Source organism: Micromonospora humidisoli, from assembly GCF_016900955.1.
Lineage (GTDB): Bacteria > Actinomycetota > Actinomycetes > Mycobacteriales > Micromonosporaceae > Micromonospora > Micromonospora wenchangensis.
Window position 1 is genome coordinate 361330 of the sequence record NZ_JAFEUO010000006.1, and the last position, 17199, is coordinate 378528.

Here is a 17199-nt window from a genome sequence, read left to right on the forward strand (position 1 = left end):
CTTTCGCCCCATTCTATGCTGGACGGTGGCCGGCGGTGACCATGTATCGCCCGACGGAAGATCCTGCGGCGCTAGACCCCGGTTGGGTGGACGACGTGTTGTTCGCCGGCCCGCCGACCGACATTTGTCTCCGGCTGCCCGAGCCGGTGGACCGGGGCACTCTGCACCGCCTGGTCGTCGCGGCACAGGACCGGCTGCGCGAGGCGGGGCTGCGTCCCGGCGGGGCCGTCGCACTGCGCCTGCCACCGTCGGTGTCCTATGTGGTCAACCTGTTGGCGACCTGGCGCAGCGGCGGGCAGGCGGTGCTGCTCGACCACCGGCTCACCGACCACGAGGTCGACCGGGCGCTGCGCCGGCTCACCCCGCAGGTGGTCGTCGCGCCGGCCCGTACCGGTCCTGGCGCGCTGAAGGTCTTCCTCGACGTCACCGAGAGCGTCACCGGATACGCCGACCGTCAGGCGGTCAGCGGACACGCCGTGATCCAGCTCAGCTCCGGCTCGACCGGACCGTCCAAGGTGATCGGACGCACCGCCGCCGACCTGGTCGCCGAGGTGCACCGCTACACCCGCATCGACGGGGTCGCGCTGCCCGGCGAACGGATCATCCTGCTACCGTCCATGGTGCACGTACTCGGCCTGGTCGGTGGCCTGCTCTACGGCCTGCACGCCCACGTCGAGCTGGTCCCGCCGCAACGGCTCAGCGGCGACGCCGTGCTGGCCGCGATCGCCGCCCAGGACACCCCGGCCACCGTGCTCGGCGTGCCGTTCCACATCGGTCTGCTCGCCTTCACCCGCCCGGACGGGCCGCTGCCCCAGTTCAGGCGGATGACCACCGGTGGGGAACTGGTCCCGCCGGCCGTCGTGCAGGCGTTCACCGACCGGCACGGCGTGCCCCTGGGCAACATGTACGGGATGACCGAGGTCGGCGTCATCGGCACCGACCTGCACGGCAGCCACCGGCCCGCCATCGCCCCCGCCCCCGGCATCGAGGTCCGCGAGTCCGACGGTGAGCTGCTGATCAGCTGCCCCGCCTCGCCGTACGTCGGGCTCAGCGACCCGAGCCGCTGGGCGGACGGCTGGCTGCGCACCCGCGACGCCGGCACCGTCGACCCGGACACCGGCCTGGTCACCGTGCGGGGGCGGCTCGACTCGCAGGTCTCCGTGGGGGGTCTCAAGGTCGACCTCACCGAGGTCGAGGCCACCCTCACCGGCCTGCCCGGGGTGGCCGCCGCGGTGGTCGCCTACGACGACGGGATCACCGCGTACGTGCAGCCCGACGGCCCACTGTCCGAGGAGGAGCTGGACAAGCTCCTCGCGGAGCGGCTGGCCGGCTACAAGCGGCCCCGCACCCTGCACCTGGTGGCGCAGCTGCCGCGTACCACCACCGGCAAACTGGTCCGCTCACTGGACGTGCTGCGGACGGCGGTGCCGTGACCGGTCCGCTGCACCCCGCCCCCCGGACGGCCCCCGTGGACCGTCGCCGGGGCGTCCCCACCGCGTCCCCACCGGCCGACCGTCGGTGGCACGCCCGAACCACCCCCGCACGGTGCCCCGACCGGGCCCCGGCGACCCGCCCATCGAGAGAGGTAACCGTCATGCGAGACGAGGTCCGCACCTTCGTCATCGAGCAGCTCCAGGACATGAACTACGACGTCGACGGGATCGACGACGACACCACCCTCGGCCCGTCCGGGGTGGACCTGGAGTCGCTCGCCCTGTCCGACCTGTCCGTCCGGGTGGAGGACCGCTACGGGCTGCGGTTCGCCGACGACGACTCGGAGAAGCTGGCCCTGATGACGGTGGGGGAGTTCACCACCATGGTCGCCGACCGGGTCGCCCGGGCGACCACCGACAACCGCTGATGTCCGGTCAGCCCGACCTGGGGCGAGCTGACCTGGTGAGCATGCTCGCCGAACTGACCGGCAAACCCGTCGACCAGGTACCGCACCGGGTCGGCTCGATGGAACTGGCCTGGCTGGTGCACCTCGTCGAACAGCGCTACGACACCCGGATGGAGCTCACCGACGACCAGCTCGCCGGCATCCGCACCCTCGACGACGCCCTGGCCGTTTTCCACACCTGCCTGACCGCCTCCGCTGATGGTTGACCGGGGCACCGTCACGATCTCCGCCACCCACGCGGTCAGCGCCTTCGGCAGGGGCGTGGACGCCCTGCTGGCCGGGGTCCTGTCCGGGGTGCCGGCGTTCCGACCGGTCCGCCGGTTCGACACCACCGGCCGCCGGGTGGCCGTCGCGGCCACCCGCCCCGACGTGGCGACCCTGCCGCAGGAACTGGCCGACGCGGTCGACGCCGCCTGCCACGCGGCCGGGCTCGACCAGGCGCAGCGTCGGGCGTCCGCGCTGCTGCTGGCCACCCACGGCGGGCCGGCGACCCTGCCCGGCCCGTACGCCGACGACAGGCCGGTCGCCGACACCGACGACCCGTGGTGGGCCGGCGGCGAGCGCGACGGCGACGGCCCGGCCTGGCCGGAACTGCCCACCCTGGCCGGCCGGTTGGCCCGGCGCTGCGGGCTCGGCGGACCGACCCGGGTCTACACCACCGCCTGCGTCTCGGCCAGCAACGCGGTCGCCGACGCCGCCGCCATGATCCGCCGGGGGGACACCGACCGGGTCGTGGTGGCCGCCGGCTACCTGGTGGAACCGGACCAGTTCGCGCTCTTCGACGCCGGCCGGGCGCTCGCCGCCGACGGGGCGGTCCGCCCGTTCAGCATCGGACGGCAGGGCCTGCTGCTCGGCGACGGGGTGGCCGCGGTGGTGCTGGAGTCCGCGGCCACGCTGCACGACCGGGGCGCGACGCCGGTGGCGACGCTGGCCGGGTGGGGCCGGGCCGGCGACGCCCACCACCCCTGCCAACCCGATCCGCAGGGGGGCGGGCTGGCCCGGGCGATCGGCGCGGCGCTGGGCCGCGCCGGCCTGCCCGCCGGGGCGGTCGGCTACGTCAACGCCAACGCCACCGGCACCGGGTTCAGCGACGCCTCCGAGGCGGCGGCGCTGCGGCTGGCCCTGGGCGAGCGGGCCGGGCAGGTGCCGGTCAGCTCCACCAAAGCGCTGCACGGGCACGCGCTGGAGGCGTCCGGCCTGCTCGAACTGGTGGTCACCGTGGCGGCGCTGGGGCACGGGAAGCTGCCGGTCAACGCCGGCTGGCTCGGCCCCGACCCGGCCTGCCCGCTGGACGTGGTCACCGCCGCGCCCCGCCCGGTGACCAGCCGGTACGCGCTCAGCCTCAACGCCGCCTTCGGCGGCGCGAACACCGCCCTGCTGGTGGGTGCGCCGTGACCGGCACGCGCGGCCCGGGACCCGGGATCGTCCCGGGCCGTCCGGCCGGTCACGGCGCACCGCGGGTGCTGGCGCAGGCGCGCTGGCCGGAACCGGGCGACGGGCCGCCACCGCCGCTGCCCGGGTTCCTGCACTCGCCGTTCGCGCCGCTGGTCGCCGCGGTGGCCGGGCGCTGCCTGGACCGCCGGCCGGGTGGCCCGGCGGCGGCCGGCACCCGGTGCGCGGTGGTGCTGGTCAGCGCCGCCGGTGACCGGCCCAGCGCCACGCACGTCCGGTCGACCGTCGCCGCCGGGGGGCGGGTCGGTCCACTGTTCTTCTTCCAGTCGGTGCCCAACAGCGTCGCCGGGCAGGTCGCCGCCCGCTTCGGGCTGACCGGGCCGGTGGTGTGCCTGAGCCCGACCGGCGACCCACGGGCCGACGCCACCGCCGAGGGGGAACTGCTGCTGTACGACGGCGACGCCGACGAGGCGTTGCTGGTCCTGATCGACGAGGCACCCGACGCGACGCCCACCGGTGCGGTCGCGGTGCTGCTGGGGGGAGGAGACAGTCAATGAGGACGAAGGGACTGCGGGGGGTGCTCGCCGCCGATCCGCAGCTCGGCGCGGGGAACGTGCTGGCCCGGGTGCTGGCCCACGGCGCGGACCCGCAGGGGCCGGGGCTGACCTTCGACACCCCGGTCGACGGGCACCCCGCCGGGCAGCCGCTCACCCTGGGCCAGCTCGACGAGCGGGTCGCCGCGCGGGCGGCGTGGCTGCACGACCGGGGGGTGCGGCCCCGCGACCCGGTGGCCGTCTGGGCCACCGCCGCCGCCGACATGGTGCTGAGCTTCCTGGCGCTGGCCCGGCTCGGCGCGATCCCCGCGCTGATGAACGGCAAGCTGCGCCCCGAGATCGCCGCCGAGTACATCCGTCGGCTGCGCGGTGCCGGGGTGCTCGCCGACGCCGCGCACACCGAGTTGCTGGCCGGGCACGACCTGGGCGTGCCGCTGCTGGGCACCCCGCAGGGGGCCGGCACCGGCGACCCGGCGCAGGCCCCGGCCGACTACCGGCACCACCCCGACGACCCGATCGTCATCACCCACACGTCCGGCACCACCGGGGTGCCCAAGGCGGTGCTGCACTCGCACGCCAGCCTCTTCGCCGCCACCCGGCACCTGCTGTCCATGCCGCAGGCGCAGGGCACCCGCCGCATCCTCAACGCGCTGCCCGCCCCGCACACCGCGACCGTGCTGATGGTCAACCAGGCGCTGGGCAACCGGGCGGAGATGTTCCTGCTGTCCGAGCAGGGCGGCGAACGGGTCCTCGACGCCATCCAGCGGTGGCGGCCCGACGGGGTCTTCGGCTTCTCGATGACCTGGGCCGAGCTGGCCCGCTTCGACCTCAGCGGGTACGACCTGGACTCGGTGCGGCTGTGGTTCAACACCGGCGACTGCTCGCACGAGCCGCACGTCCGCCGACTCGTGGCGGTCGGCTCCCGCGACGTGGTCACCCGGCAGGGCGTCACCCGCGTCCCCGGTTCGATGTTCATCGACGGCCTCGGCTCCAGCGAGATGGGCCACTCGATGTTCCACATCACGCACACCACCGACACCGACCGGTACGGCCGCTGCGTGGGCCGGCCCTACCGGTTCGCGAAGGTGGCCGTCCTCGACGCCGAGGGCAACGAGCTGCCCCCCGGCCAGGTGGGTTTCCTCGGCATCGACTCGCCGTCGCTGTTCCGCGGCTACTGGAACGACTCGGTCACCAGCTACCGGTTCCGGCTGCGCGGCTGGTACCTCACCGGTGACCTGGTCCACGCCGACGCCGACGGCCGCTACTACCACCTGGACCGGGCGGTCGACTCGGTGACGCTGCCCGACGGGCGGCGCTACTTCACCGCGCTGTCCGAGGAGCGCGTCCTCGCCGCCTGCCCCGACGTCACCGACTGCACCGTGCTGATCGTCGCCGACGGTGACGCGGTCACCACCGACGTGCTGCTGGAACTGGCCGCCGGAGCCGACCCGACGGTCGACCGAACCGACACGATCCGGGCCGCCCTCGGGGCGGACGTGGGGGCGACCCTGCGCCGGGTGGTGCCGGTGAGCGCCGACGACATCCCGGTCACCGTCACCGGCAAGGTCCGCAAGGTGGCGCTGCGGGAACGCTTCCTCGCCGAGTCGTCGTCATGACCGTCGTCATCACCGGCATGGGCCTGTTCAGCCCGGTCGGGCGGGGGGTGGAGGACACCTTCGCCGCGTTGACCACCGGCCGGTCCGGGTTGAGCCGACCGCCCGAGGGACATCCGGCCCGGGAGTCGCTGGAGGTCGCCGGGGTGCTCCCGCCGATCGACCCGCGTACGGTCGCCACCGGCCCGGAGACCAAGGTGCTCGACCGGGTGGTGCTGTTCGCCCTGCTCACCGCCGCCGACGCGCTCGCCGACGCGGGCATCGAGGTGGGCCGGGACGTCGACCCGGCGCGGATCGGCGTCGTGGTCGGCGGGGTCGGTGGCATGTCCACCCTGGAACAGCAGGTGATCGCCCGCACCGAACGCGGCCGGGCGGCGGTCAGCCCGTACCTGCTGACCGGCATCCTGCCCAACATGGCCTCGGCGCGGATCGCCATCGCCCACGGCATCCGCGGCTACAGCTCCTCGGTCGGCACCGCCTGTGCCTCCGGAGCCCAGGCGGTCGCCGACGCGGCCCGGCTGATCCGGGCCGGCGAGGCCGACGTGGTGCTCTGCGGGGCCAGCGAGGCGCCGCTCTTCCCGACCTTCGCCGACACCTTCGGCAACGCCCGCGCGCTCGCCCGGGGCTTCGCCGACCCGACCGAGGCGAGCCGTCCGTTCGACAGGCGACGCAACGGGTTCGTGCTCGCCGAGGGGGCCGCCCTGCTGGTGCTGGAACGGGCCGCCCACGCCGCCGCCCGGGGCGCCCGCACCTACGCGGAGGTGGCCGGCTACGGCAGCACCACCGACGCGCACCACCCGACGATGCCCCGGCCCGACGGCGAGGGTGCGGCCGACTGCATGCGCGCCGCCCTGGCCCGGGCCGACGTCCCACCGGCCGAGGTCGGCTACGTCAACGCCCACGGCACCGGCACCAAGCTCGGGGACATCGCCGAGAGCACCGCGCTGGGCAAGGTCTTCGGCGTCGGCGGGGTGCCGGTCAGCTCCACCAAGGCGCTCACCGGGCACCTGCTGGGCGCGTCCGGGGTGGTGGAGACGGCGGCCTGCGCGCTGGCGCTGCGTGCCGGCCTGCTGCCGCCGACGTACCACCTGGACGACCCGGACCCGGACTGCCCGGCGGACCACGTCCGCGACGTGCCCCGGGCGAGCCGGGCCGAATTCGCGCTCACCAACTCCTTCGGATTCGGCGGGCAGAACGTGAGCCTGCTGCTGCGGCGTACCACCGGGGCTGGCGCCCGGCCTGCCGAGCCGGGGAGGTGATCGACGCTGCGACCCGGGCCGCACGTGCCCGGACGGCAGTCACGGGGGGACATGGGGAAGGGCTGGAGAGATGGACATTCGCGGAATAGATCACATCGAACTGTACGTGGGAGACGCCCGACAGGCGGCCTTCTACTTCGGTACCGCCGTCGGTTTCACCCTGCTCGGGCAGGGCGGGCCGGAGACCGGGCTGGTCGGGCAGCGGTCCCTGCTGCTGGGGCAGGCCGACATCCGGATGGTGCTGACCACCGGCCTGACCGCCGACCATCCCGCCTCGGGGTACGTCACCAGGCACGGTGACGGGATCGCGGTGGTGGCGGTGGAGGTCGGCGACGCCGCCGGGGCGTACGCGGAGCTGGTGGCCCGGGGTGCGACGCCGGTGACCCCGCCGCGCACCTGGACCGGCGCGGACGCCGAGGTGGTGACCGCCGAGGTGGGCGGCTTCGGTGACGTGTTGCACCGGCTGGTGGAACGCCGGGGCGACCGGGCCGACTTCCTGCCCGGCGCGATCGAGGCGACCCCGGCCGGCGGGACCGACGAGCGGCTGCTCGCCGAGATCGACCACCTGGCGGTGTGCGTGCCGCCCGGCCAGCTCGACGACACCGTCGCGCACTACGAGCGGGTCTTCGGGTTCGCGCAGATCTTCGAGGAGCACATCGAGGTCGCCGGTCAGGCGATGAACTCCAAGGTGGTGCAGGACGCCTCCGGGCGGGTCACCCTGGTGCTGCTGGAACCGGACGCCGGACGGCGTCCCGGCCAGATCGACGCGTTCCTCACCGAGCACCACGGGGCCGGGGTGCAGCACCTGGGGCTGCGCACCGACGACATCGTCGGCGCGGTCGGCGCGCTCGGGGCCCGCGGGGTGCGCTTCGCCGGCACCCCGGCGGCCTACTACGACACCCTGGAGCAGCGGGTCGGCAAGGTCGACGCGCCGCTGGACCGGCTGCGGGACCTCAGCATCCTGGTCGACGCCGACCACGGCGGACAGCTGTTGCAGATCTTCACCGAGTCGATGCACGTGCGGCGCACCCTCTTCCTCGAACTCATCGAGCGGCGCGGGGCGCGGACCTTCGGCAGCGGCAACATCCGGGCCCTCTACGAGGCCAAGGAACGGGAGCTGGCCGTGGCGGGGGCGACCCCCGCCGTCGCGGCCGGCACGGCACGAGGAGCAGGTGCATGACCACGACACATCCGACGTTGACCGCCGAGGAGGAGGCGCTGCTCCCGTCCGACGAGGACGTGCGCCACTACGCCGAGCACGGCTGGTACCTGTCCAAGAAGCTGCTCACCGACGACGAGGTGGACGCGCTGACCGCGGCCACCGACCGCTACTACGACGGCGAACGGGACCGCGCCCTGCCGGTGCGCCCGCCGAAGCTCGCCTACTGGGACCCGTCGAAGGGCCCGGTGCAGCGGCACAACGACTACGTCCACTACGAACACGACGGGATCGCCGCGATCCTGCGCAAGCCGCTGATCGGCGCGGTCGCCGCCCGGCTGGCCCAGGCCGACGAGATCCGGGTCTTCCAGTCCACGCTGATCTACAAGCCGCCGATCTCGGGTGAGCCGTCGAACATCGTGCCCTGGCACTTCGACAAGCACTACTGGTCGTCGTCGTCGTCGGAGAAGATGCTGACCGCGTTCATCCCGTTCCACGACTGCGGTGAGGAGATGGGCACGATCACCATGGTCGACGGTTCGCACCGGTGGTCGGAGACCGGCGCGGACGACACCGTCGTGCGGCACTTCGCCGAGCGGGACCGCGACCAGCTGGAGGAGATGCTGGCCGAGAACGCGGCGCACAACGGCGCGCAGATCCGCAAGATTCCGATGGTGATCCCCAAGGGGCACATGAGTTTCCACCACTGCCGCACCTACCACGGCAGCGGCGCCAACGTCAGCGGACGCCCGCGCCGGGCGATCTCGCTGCACCTTCAGGACGGCGACAACGCCTACCAGGAGTTCCCGCTCTCCGACGGCAGCCTCGCCGCGTACAACCACGACGTGCTGGTCCGCCGCACCCACTCCGGCCGGCCGGACTACGCGGACCCCGACTACTGCCCGGTCATCTGGCGCGAACGCGCCCAGCAGGGAGGCTGAACATGTCACGGTACGACTGGGGTAAGACACATCCGGGCATCGAGCGGTTGGAGAAGGCGGTGACCGACCGCCGCGACGTGGTGGTCAAGCACCCGCTCTACGCCAACCTGGACACCCACGAGTCGCTTGTCACCTTCATGGAGCACCACGTCTTCGCGGTCTGGGACTTCATGTCCCTGCTGAAGTCGTTGCAGCGGCAGCTCACCTGCGTGACCGTGCCGTGGATCCCCACCGGGCCCACCGGCAGCCGGCGGCTGATCAACGACATCGTCATGGTCGAGGAGAGCGACGAGCTCGGCGAGGGTTACATCAGCCACTTCGAGCTGTACGTGCGGGGGATGGGGGAGGCGGGCGCGGACACCACCGCCGTCGACCGGCTGGTCGACCTGCTGCGCGGCGGCACGTCGGTGACCGACGCGCTGGTCGAGGCCGGGGTGCCCGAGGCGTCGCGGGCCTTCGCCGCCACCACCTGGAAGATCATCGAGTCGACTCCGGTGCACTGCCAGGCCGCCGCGTTCGCGTTCGGCCGGGAGGACCTGATCCCCGACATGTTCACCCAGGTCGTCGCGGTCAACGAGCGCAGCAACCGGCTGCACACCTTCGTCGACTACCTGGAGCGGCACATCGAGGTCGACGGCGAGCAGCACACCCCGATGGCGATGCAGATGCTCGCCGACCTGTGCGGCGACGACGACGCCAAGTGGCAGGAGTGCGCCGACACGGTCAACCTGGCGCTGACCGCCCGTGCCCAGCTCTGGGACGACATCCTCGCCGCCGTCAAGGAGGGCCGCGACAGGTGACCGACGCCGACCCGGCCCGGCTCTACCGCACCGTACGGCTGATCCGCCGGTTCGAGGAGCGGGCCATCGCCCTGGTCCGCTCCGGGCACATCGTCGGCGGCATCCACCCCTACCTCGGTCAGGAGGGGATCGCCGCCGGCGTGTGCGCCGCGCTCGCCGCGGGGGACCTGGTCACCGGCACCCACCGTGGGCACGGTCACGTGCTCGCCAAGGGTGCCGACCCGGCCCGGATGATGGCCGAACTGTGCGGCCGGGAAACCGGACTGAACCGGGGCCGGGGCGGCTCGATGCACGCCGCGGACCTGTCCATCGGGGTGCTCGGCGCCAACGCGATCGTCGGGGCGTCCCCGGCGATCCTCACCGGCGCGGTGTGGGCGCACCGGCAGCGCGGCAACGCGGTGGTCGGGGCGAGCTTCTTCGGTGACGGCGCGGTCAACGAGGGGATGCTGCTGGAGGCGTTCAACCTGGCCGCGCTCTGGCGGGTGCCGGTCCTGCTGGTCTGCGAGAACAACGGATACGCCACCACCATGCCGGTGGCCGGCGCGGTCGCCGGCACCATCACCGGTCGGGCCGAGGCGTTCGGCATCCGGGCCACCGTCGTCGACGGTCAGGACCCGGAGGCGGTCCGGCAGGTCACCGCCGCCGCCGTCGCGCGGATGCGCGACGGCGGCGGGCCGGAACTGGTCGAGGCCCGTACCTACCGGTTCGACGCCCACCACACCTTCGAACACGCGGTACGCCTGCAGTACCGCACGCCGCAGGAGGTGGCCGACGGCCGTTCCCGGGACCCGGTGACGATCCAGGGGGAGCGGTTGTCGACGGCCGACCGGGAGGCGGTCGACGCCGAGGTGGAGGCGACCCTCGACGCGGCCGTCGCGTTCGCCCTGGCCGGCCCCGAACCGGACCCGGCGGGTGCGCTGGACCACCTCTACGCCAGTGGGCTGACCGCCCGGGGAGGCTCCTGAGATGCCACGGCTGTCGTACCGCAAGGCGCTGACCCGGGCGCTCACCGACGAGATGACCCGGGACGAGGCGGTGTTCCTGCTCGGCGAGGACATCCGGGTGGGCGCGGCCAACGTCACCCCGGGCCTGCTCAAACGGTTCGGGCCGGACCGGGTGCTGGACACCCCGCTGTCGGAGCAGGCGTTCACCAGTTTCGCCACCGGGGCGGCGCTGGCCGGGCTGCGGCCGGTGGTGGAGTTCCAGATCCCGTCGCTGCTGTTCCTGGTGTTCGAGCAGATCGTCAACCACGCGCACAAGTTCCCGATGATGACCGGCGGGCAGTGCGCGGTGCCGGTCACCTACCTGGTGCCCGGCTCCGGTTCCCGCACCGGCTGGGCGGGGCAGCACTCCGACCACCCGTACTCGCTGTTCGCCCACGTCGGGATCGTCACCGTGGTGCCGGCCACCCCGGCCGACGCGTACGGGCTGCTGGCGTCGGCGATCCGGCACGACGACCCGGTGGTGGTCTTCGCCCCGGCCGCCGCGATGGAGGTCCGCGACGACGTCGACTTCGCCACCCTCGCGCCGGTGCCGCTCGGGCGCGGGGTGGTCCGCCGGGCCGGCGACGACGTCACCGTGGTCGCCATCGGGCACCTGGTGCACGACGCGCTCGCCGTCGCCGAGGAACTCGCCGACCAGGTGTCGGTGGAGGTGTTCGACCCGCGCACGATCTACCCGTTCGACCTCGACGGCCTGCTCGACTCGGTGTCCCGCACCGGCCGGCTGGTGGTCGTCGACGACTCCAACCGGTCCTGCGGCATCGCTGCCGAGATCATCACCTCGGTGCTGGAACGGGTGCCGCTGGTCGCGCCGCCGCGCCGGGTCACCCGGCCGGACGGAGCGGTGCTGCCCTTCGCGCCGGTGCTCGACCGGGCCGTGCAGCCGGGCCGCGAGCAACTCACCGCCGCCATCCACATGACCATGAAGGACAGATGATGACCGATCCGAACTACCGCTGGCCCGAGCCCGGTCAGGCGTGGCGCGAGCTGCCGGAGCCGGCCCGTACGGCGATGGTGGCCAGCGGGGCCGCCGCCTGGCGGGAGATCTTCTACGGCTGTGCGACGTACAACAAGCAGTGGCGGTTGGCCCGACCCCCGGTCATGCCGGCGGACGCGTTCCGCGAGCTGAACGAGGTCTGCGACCGGATCGCCCAGCTCATCCTGGACGCCTGCCGGCGGCGGGCCCGCACCGCCGGGGAGTTGCAGCGGCTGCTCGGGGTGCCCGCAGGGGCGACCCGGCTGCTCGACGAGTCCGAGGAACTGTCCGAGGACCTGCTCGCCGCGTACCGGCCCGACGTGCTGATCTCCGGCGGCGTGCCGAGGATCGTCGAGTACAACATCGACAGCAGCCTGGGCGGCGGGTTCGACGCCGACACGGTGGTCCGCCGGTACGCGGCGCTCTACCAGGAGCAGGGCATCCTCGACGGGCTGCCGGTGCGGCCGGCACCGTCCCTGCTCGACCAGCGGTTCGTGGCGATCCGCGACGGACTGTCCCTGCCCGACGGGGCCCGGGTGGCGCTGCTGCTCGACTTCGACGCCGACTACCCCGGCCTGGAGACCCCTGACGACTTCATCAAGATCCTCTCTCCGCTGGTCGACCAGGCCCGCCGGTTCGGCATCGACCTGGTGATCGCCCCGGTCGGCACGGCCACCCTGGACGACGCGAAGCGGCTGGTCGTCGGCGGTGCACCTGTCGACGCGCTGTTCCGCCTCTTCGTGCCCAACCGGGTCACCCCGAGCGCCGGCCTGGATGCGGTGGCCGGCGCGCTCGATGCCGGCACCCTGCCGATGTTCGTCAGCACCGCCGCCTGGCTGCTCGGCAACAAAGTCAACTTCGCCTGGCTCTACGAGGACCTGGACCTGCTCTCCGCCGACGACCAGGCCCTGATCCGCCGGTACGTCCCGCACACCGTGGCGTTCACCGCCGCCGAACTGGAGCGGGCCCTGGCCGACCGGGAGAACCTGGTGGTCAAGCCGGCCGACGGCTCGGCCGGCCACGGGGTGCTCATCGGCCGGGAGTTGAGCGACGCGGACTGGGCCGAGGGCCTGCGCGTCGCCCTCGACCGGGGCGGCGACATCCTGCAGCGGTACTGGCCCGCCGACCGGGTGGAGATGGACTTCGTCCAGATCGAGACCGGCGAGACGGTCACCGCCGAGGTTCCCTACAGCATCGCCCCGTACCTGTTCGGGCGGACCGGCTCCGGTGCCCTGGCCCGGGTCGGCTTCCCCGGCTGCGACGAGGTCCTCAACCTGGCCCGGGGCGTCCTGCTCACCGGCATCCTGCTCACCGACTGACGACCCGCCCTGTCCCTACCGCTCCCACCCCGTCCAACATCCCACCCCGCTTCGTCCCCGCCTCCACGTGCCTCCACCCGGCCCGGCTCGGCCCCTGCTCCGCCTCCGCCCCTGCTCCCGCCGCGTCGATCAAGAGGTTTGCGTGTCGATCAAGAGGTTCGCGTCATCCGGGGCCGATGTCCTGACGTAAACCTCTTGATCGACACTGCCGGGCGGGGCAGGGCGGGCAGGGCGGGGCGGGTGGGGCGGGGCGGGTGGTGCAGGGTGGGGCGGGTGGTCAGGGGTGGGTGCCCAGGTGGGTGCCGAGGCGGCGGATGGTTTCGGCGGCGGCGATGGCGTCGCTGCGGGCGCTGCCGTGCCGGCCGTCGCTGCTGTACATCGACGGATCGGTGCCGGCCGGATGATCGGTCAGGTGCACGTGCAGCGCCCCCAACCGGTCGGCCAGCCGCCTGGTACGCGAGGAGAGCAGCCGCATCCGGGCGCCCAGGCCGGGCCGCAGCGCCGCCGGGACCGCCGGACTGTGCGACACGTCGAACATGCCCACCGTGATCACGTCCACCCCGGCGTCGCGCAGCGCCCCGACGATCGCGGTCAACTCGGTGTCCACCGCGTCCGGGTCGAACGCCGTCCGGAAGGCGTCGTTACCGCCGCAGACCACCAGCGCCAGGTCGGGGGAGAAGGCCAACGCCCGGTCCAGCTGACCCGCGCGCACCTGCTGCGCCCGCAGCCCGCGCCGACCCAGGTTCAGGTACGCCATCCCGGGGCGTACCGCCGACAGTTCGGCGGCGACCCGGTCGGCCCACTGCACGTCCGGGTACCCCTCGACCGGCTCGCACATGCCCTCGGCGACGCTGTCGCCGAGCACCACGAACCGGTGCCACGGATGGTCGCGCAGCAGCGCGGCGCTCTCCCCCTCGCGCAGGCAGTACGGATCGGTGGCCTCGGTCAACATCGATGACATGGCCGGGAATGTAGCCGACCGGACCGGTGCCGTCGATCACACCGACCGCCCGGATCGCCTGATGGTCGTCCCGGTGCGCCAACCAGCGCCGGCCCCGGCCCGGTCTCCCGACCCCGGCCCGCCTGGTCCCCGGCCCGTCCCGGCCGGTCCGGCGGTTGTGTCGGTCGTCGCGGGTAGGTTGTCGGCGTCGGGCGGTGCGGGCGGCCGGGTGGACCCGTCGGGCGTCAGCCCGGTTCGACGGCCGCCGGCGGGGGTGCCGGCCGGCCCATCCGCAGCGGCCCGGCGAACAGCGGCAGCACGGTCAGCACCGCGCACACCACCGCCATCACCAGCAGTGCCGGCCGCAGCCCGAGCACCGTCACCGACCAGCCGCCGAGCAGTGCTCCCACCGGCAGCCCGACGAACGCCAGCGAACCGGAGATCCCCAGCACCCGGGTCTGCAACGCGTCCGGCACCCGTTCGTAGAGGGCCGCGCCGAGCAGCGGGTTGACCGCCGCGATGCCGATCCCGGACAGGAACGTCACCACCAGCACCACCACCAGGTGGTCGGTCAGCGCCAGCGCCAGCAGGCGGGGCGCGCCGCTCAACGCCGCCCCGGCCGCGAAGACCAGGCTCCGGGGCAGCCGGGGGCCGAGCATGGTGAAGACCACGTTGCCGAGCAGCGCGCCACCGCCGAACACCCCGAGCACCAGCCCGAACCCGGCCGGGTCGCCGAGTTCGTCGCGGACCCACAGCGGCACCCAGACGGCCGTGTTGGCGGCGGCGAACATGTTCAGGGCGGAGACCACCACCAGCATGGTCAGCAGCACCCGGTCGGTGCGCAGATAGCCGAAGCCGGTGCGCAACGCCTGGAAGTAGCCCTCCCGGGGCGCGACGGGCGCGTCGCTTACGGGCGGGCGCACCAGCACCCCGACCAGTAGTGCGCAGACCGCGAAGGTGCCCGCGTCGATCCAGATCGCCCGGGTCACCCCGACCCAGTCGATGAGCAGACCGCCGATGACCGTGCCGAACAGCGCCACCCCGCGCGCCAGCCCGTCGTAGGCGGAGGTGAGCCGGATCAGCTCCACCCCGGCCCGCTGCGCGGCCGGCCGGAACATGACGTGCTTGACCCGGTCACCGATGCCGCGCAGGCCGCCGGCCACCGCGACGAGGGCGACGAGCGCCCCGAAACCGAGCCACGGGGCGAGCGCGACCACCGCGATCACGGCCGCGCTCGCCGCGTCCACCGTGATGGAGGTACGTCGTACCCCGAACCGGTCCGCCCACGGCGTCGCCAACGAGCTGGATAGCATGTACGGCAGGAACTCGGCCGCCGCGACGATGCCCATCTTGGCCGGGCTGCCGGTGGTGGTGAGCACCAGCCAGGGGATCGCGATCACCGAGATCCGGCTGCCCAGGTTGGAGATGAGATCGGCGGCGACCAGGGTGACCAGTTCCCGCCGGGCGGCCCGCCGCGCGGGACCCGGCGGTGCGGCGAGCGATCCGGCGTCGCCCGCCCCGGCCCTACCCGCCCCGACGCCGTCCGCTCCGGTGTCGTCCTGACCGGGGGTCGGTCCGGGACCGGTCGGGCCGTCGGCCGGTCGCAGGCCGGATGCCCCGCCGGGAGCCCCGGCGTCGGCCGGCCACGGGTCGCCGTCGGTGGTGGTACGCGGGCCGGTGTCGGCGTCGGCGGTCACGACGGGCTGCCGACCGCGGCGGGCACGCCGGCGGCGTACCGTCCGCGTAGCGCCCGCTTGTCCACCTTGGCCGACCGGTTCAGGGGCAGCGCGTCGACGAATTCCACCGCACCCGGCGCCCAGGTGTCACTCAGTTCGGTGGTGACCAGACCGATCAGTTCCGCTCCGGTCACCGTCGCCCCCGGCGCGCGCACCACGTACGCGTACGGCAGCTCCCCGGCGACCGGGTCGGGCACCCCGATCACCGCCGCCGCGCGCACCTCCGGATGCCCGGCCAGGACGTCCTCGATCGGTCGGGAGTAGATCGGCCAACTGCGCTGCCGGGTGAGGATGCGGTCCTGCAACCGGTCGACCAGGTAGAGGAACCCGTCGTCGTCGAGGTGGCCGATGTCGCGGGTGCGTACCCAGCCGTCGACGAGCGTCTCGGCGGTCAGCTCGGGCTGGCCGTGGTAGCCGTGGAAGCTGAGTTTCGTGCGCACCCACACCTCGCCGTCCGTGCCGGCCGGCAGCACCCGCCCGTCGGCGTCGCGGATCTCCACCGTGACGTCCCCGTACGGCCGGCCGCAGGAACCCAACCGCTCCGGGTGGGCCGGGTCCTCCGTCAGGCCGGGCTGGGCGCAGATCACCACCGCCTCGCTGAGGCCGTACACGATGCGCAGGCACGGGCCGAACCGGGCGATGGCCTGGCGCAGCCGGGCGGGCGCGGCCGGCCCGGCACCCACGTTGAACATGAACATGGCGGAGAAGTCCGCGTCGGGCAGGGCCGGATGGTCGAGCACCTCGTAGAGCATCGGCGGGGTGACGAAGGTGGAGGTGAGCCGTTCGGCGTCGACGGTGGCGATGAACGCGGCCGGATCCCACTGCTGGCGCAGGAAGAGCACGCCGCCGGTGAACAGGTTGAACAGGGTGGTGATCTGGCCGCTGGCGAGCCACATCGGGGAGTGCGACAGGTGCCGCAGCAGCGGGAAACCGGCGGCGCGGAAATCCGCCGCCAGGGCCAGCACCTGCCGGTAGAAGCTCTCCCGGTGGTGCACCAGCTTGGGGGTGCCGGTGGTGCCGCTGGTCTGTAGGAACGACTCCGGGGTCGGCACCCGCGCGGGCAGCTCGACCGGCGGGGCGTCGGCGGTCAACTCGACGCCCAGCCGCAGCACCGGCACCCCGGACAGCGAGGCGGCGATCTGGTCGCCCAGCCCGTCCGGGGCCTGCGCGTGGTGCACGAACACGTCGGGACGGGCCAGCCGGACGAACTCGTCGATCTCCCGCCGGGAGGTGACCGGGGCGATCCACATGCTGCGGCAGCCGAGCAGGTGCAGGGCGAGCTGGAGCAGCGGACCCTCTACCGCGTTGCCGAGCATCACCAGCACCGCCGCGCCGGGGCGTACCCCGTGGCCGGTCAGGGCGTACGCCAGACCGCGTACCTCGGCGGCGACCTGCGGGTAGGTCAGCCGCCTGCCGTCGCCGACCAGCGCCTCCCGGTCGCCGAAGCCGGCGAACAGCTCCAGCGCGTCGTGCACGTAGGTGGTGGATCGGTCGGCCCCGTCGGTCATCGCACAGCCCCCAGGTCGATGCGGCGGGTCGCCGGCGGCCCGGTGGGACCCGCCGTGGCGACCGGCCGGGTTGGCGGCCGGGCAGGTCCCCGCCCGGCCCG

Annotated in this window: 16 protein-coding genes; 13 read left to right on the forward strand and 3 right to left on the reverse strand. The window is 73.7% G+C overall.

Annotated features, from left to right (window positions below; all coding sequences use genetic code 11):
* The first annotated feature begins 41 nt into the window (after positions 1 to 41).
* From JQN84_RS23115 to JQN84_RS23175, 13 genes are all read left to right on the forward strand, one after another.
* The gene (locus tag JQN84_RS23115; protein ID WP_204960763.1) at positions 42 to 1433 is read left to right on the forward strand and encodes a class I adenylate-forming enzyme family protein; all 1392 of its coding nucleotides are present in this window, start codon (positions 42 to 44) and stop codon (positions 1431 to 1433) included.
* Between the two features lie 161 nt (positions 1434 to 1594).
* Positions 1595 to 1861: an acyl carrier protein gene (locus JQN84_RS23120; RefSeq protein WP_204960609.1), complete on the forward strand. Its 267-nt coding sequence runs from the start codon at positions 1595 to 1597 to the stop codon at positions 1859 to 1861.
* Positions 1861 to 2106 carry an acyl carrier protein gene (locus JQN84_RS23125; protein WP_204960610.1) on the forward strand — a complete coding sequence of 82 codons (246 nt, stop codon included), beginning with the start codon at positions 1861 to 1863 and terminating at the stop codon, positions 2104 to 2106. Before JQN84_RS23120 ends, JQN84_RS23125 begins: the two co-directional genes overlap by 1 nt.
* Positions 2099 to 3295: a beta-ketoacyl-[acyl-carrier-protein] synthase family protein gene (locus JQN84_RS23130; protein WP_204960611.1), complete on the forward strand. Its 1197-nt coding sequence runs from the start codon at positions 2099 to 2101 to the stop codon at positions 3293 to 3295. Before JQN84_RS23125 ends, JQN84_RS23130 begins: the two co-directional genes overlap by 8 nt.
* Positions 3296 to 3360: 65 nt before the next feature.
* Positions 3361 to 3849: a beta-ketoacyl synthase chain length factor gene (locus JQN84_RS23135; RefSeq protein ID WP_204960612.1), complete on the forward strand. Its 489-nt coding sequence runs from the start codon at positions 3361 to 3363 to the stop codon at positions 3847 to 3849.
* Entirely contained in the window at positions 3846 to 5462 is a 1617-nt protein-coding gene (locus JQN84_RS23140; RefSeq protein WP_204960613.1) for a class I adenylate-forming enzyme family protein, read from the forward strand. The genes JQN84_RS23135 and JQN84_RS23140 overlap by 4 nt, the downstream gene beginning before the upstream one ends.
* The gene (locus tag JQN84_RS23145) at positions 5459 to 6718 is read left to right on the forward strand and encodes a beta-ketoacyl-[acyl-carrier-protein] synthase family protein (RefSeq protein WP_204960614.1); all 1260 of its coding nucleotides are present in this window, start codon (positions 5459 to 5461) and stop codon (positions 6716 to 6718) included. Before JQN84_RS23140 ends, JQN84_RS23145 begins: the two co-directional genes overlap by 4 nt.
* Positions 6719 to 6788: 70 nt before the next feature.
* The gene (gene hppD, locus JQN84_RS23150; protein ID WP_204960615.1) at positions 6789 to 7898 is read left to right on the forward strand and encodes a 4-hydroxyphenylpyruvate dioxygenase; all 1110 of its coding nucleotides are present in this window, start codon (positions 6789 to 6791) and stop codon (positions 7896 to 7898) included.
* Positions 7895 to 8818, forward strand: coding sequence for a phytanoyl-CoA dioxygenase family protein (locus tag JQN84_RS23155; RefSeq protein ID WP_204960616.1), 924 nt, complete (start codon positions 7895 to 7897; stop codon positions 8816 to 8818). The genes hppD and JQN84_RS23155 overlap by 4 nt, the downstream gene beginning before the upstream one ends.
* 2 nt (positions 8819 to 8820) lie before the next feature.
* Positions 8821 to 9618, forward strand: a complete 798-nt coding sequence (locus JQN84_RS23160; protein ID WP_204960617.1) for a DUF3050 domain-containing protein — start codon at positions 8821 to 8823, stop codon at positions 9616 to 9618.
* Positions 9615 to 10583: a thiamine pyrophosphate-dependent dehydrogenase E1 component subunit alpha gene (locus tag JQN84_RS23165; RefSeq protein WP_204960618.1), complete on the forward strand. Its 969-nt coding sequence runs from the start codon at positions 9615 to 9617 to the stop codon at positions 10581 to 10583. Before JQN84_RS23160 ends, JQN84_RS23165 begins: the two co-directional genes overlap by 4 nt.
* Position 10584: 1 nt before the next feature.
* The gene (locus JQN84_RS23170; protein ID WP_204960619.1) at positions 10585 to 11556 is read left to right on the forward strand and encodes an alpha-ketoacid dehydrogenase subunit beta; all 972 of its coding nucleotides are present in this window, start codon (positions 10585 to 10587) and stop codon (positions 11554 to 11556) included.
* On the forward strand, positions 11556 to 12914 hold the full coding sequence (locus tag JQN84_RS23175; protein WP_204960620.1) for an ATP-grasp domain-containing protein: 1359 nt from the start codon (positions 11556 to 11558) through the stop codon (positions 12912 to 12914). The genes JQN84_RS23170 and JQN84_RS23175 overlap by 1 nt, the downstream gene beginning before the upstream one ends.
* A gap of 277 nt (positions 12915 to 13191) precedes the next feature.
* Here JQN84_RS23175 and JQN84_RS23180 read toward each other — a convergent pair whose 3' ends face one another.
* The 3 genes from JQN84_RS23180 to JQN84_RS23190 form a co-directional block, all read right to left on the reverse strand.
* The gene (locus JQN84_RS23180) at positions 13192 to 13875 is read right to left on the reverse strand and encodes an SGNH/GDSL hydrolase family protein (protein WP_204960621.1); all 684 of its coding nucleotides are present in this window, start codon (positions 13873 to 13875) and stop codon (positions 13192 to 13194) included.
* 224 nt (positions 13876 to 14099) lie between these two features.
* Entirely contained in the window at positions 14100 to 15308 is a 1209-nt protein-coding gene (locus JQN84_RS23185) for an MFS transporter (RefSeq protein ID WP_204960764.1), read from the reverse strand.
* 239 nt (positions 15309 to 15547) lie between these two features.
* On the reverse strand, positions 15548 to 17098 hold the full coding sequence (locus tag JQN84_RS23190; RefSeq protein WP_204960622.1) for a class I adenylate-forming enzyme family protein: 1551 nt from the start codon (positions 17096 to 17098) through the stop codon (positions 15548 to 15550).
* Positions 17099 to 17199 lie beyond the last annotated feature (101 nt).